1 protein-coding gene is annotated in these 248 nt (G+C 44.8%); it reads right to left on the reverse strand.

Annotation, left to right across the window (positions count from 1 at the left end; genetic code table 11):
* Positions 1-248 (reverse strand): SSURE domain-containing protein (locus tag HMPREF2904_RS11935; protein WP_256263251.1); only part of this gene is annotated, 248 nt, incomplete at both ends.

The following is a 248-nucleotide window of genomic DNA, read 5'->3' on the forward strand; positions in this document are numbered from 1 at the left end:
TTAGCGCCGTACACCTTGATAGTAGCTTTATAGCTTTGAGTGCCGTTTTGTTTCAAGAGGTCAAGTAAGTCTTTGTCTGATTTGCCTTGAGTACCAGCCAAATCCACTTCATAGAAGTAGAGGCCTTTGCCCAATTTCTCTACTGGTGGAAGGGCGGGATTTTTAGCTGAACCATTGTCTGACCATGGAGCTTTGTCAGAAGCTTTCAAGATAAGGCGAGTCAACATACCGTCACCAGCGAAGAATTC

The sequence above is a fragment of the Streptococcus sp. HMSC072G04 genome, assembly GCF_001813295.1.
Classification (GTDB): domain Bacteria; phylum Bacillota; class Bacilli; order Lactobacillales; family Streptococcaceae; genus Streptococcus.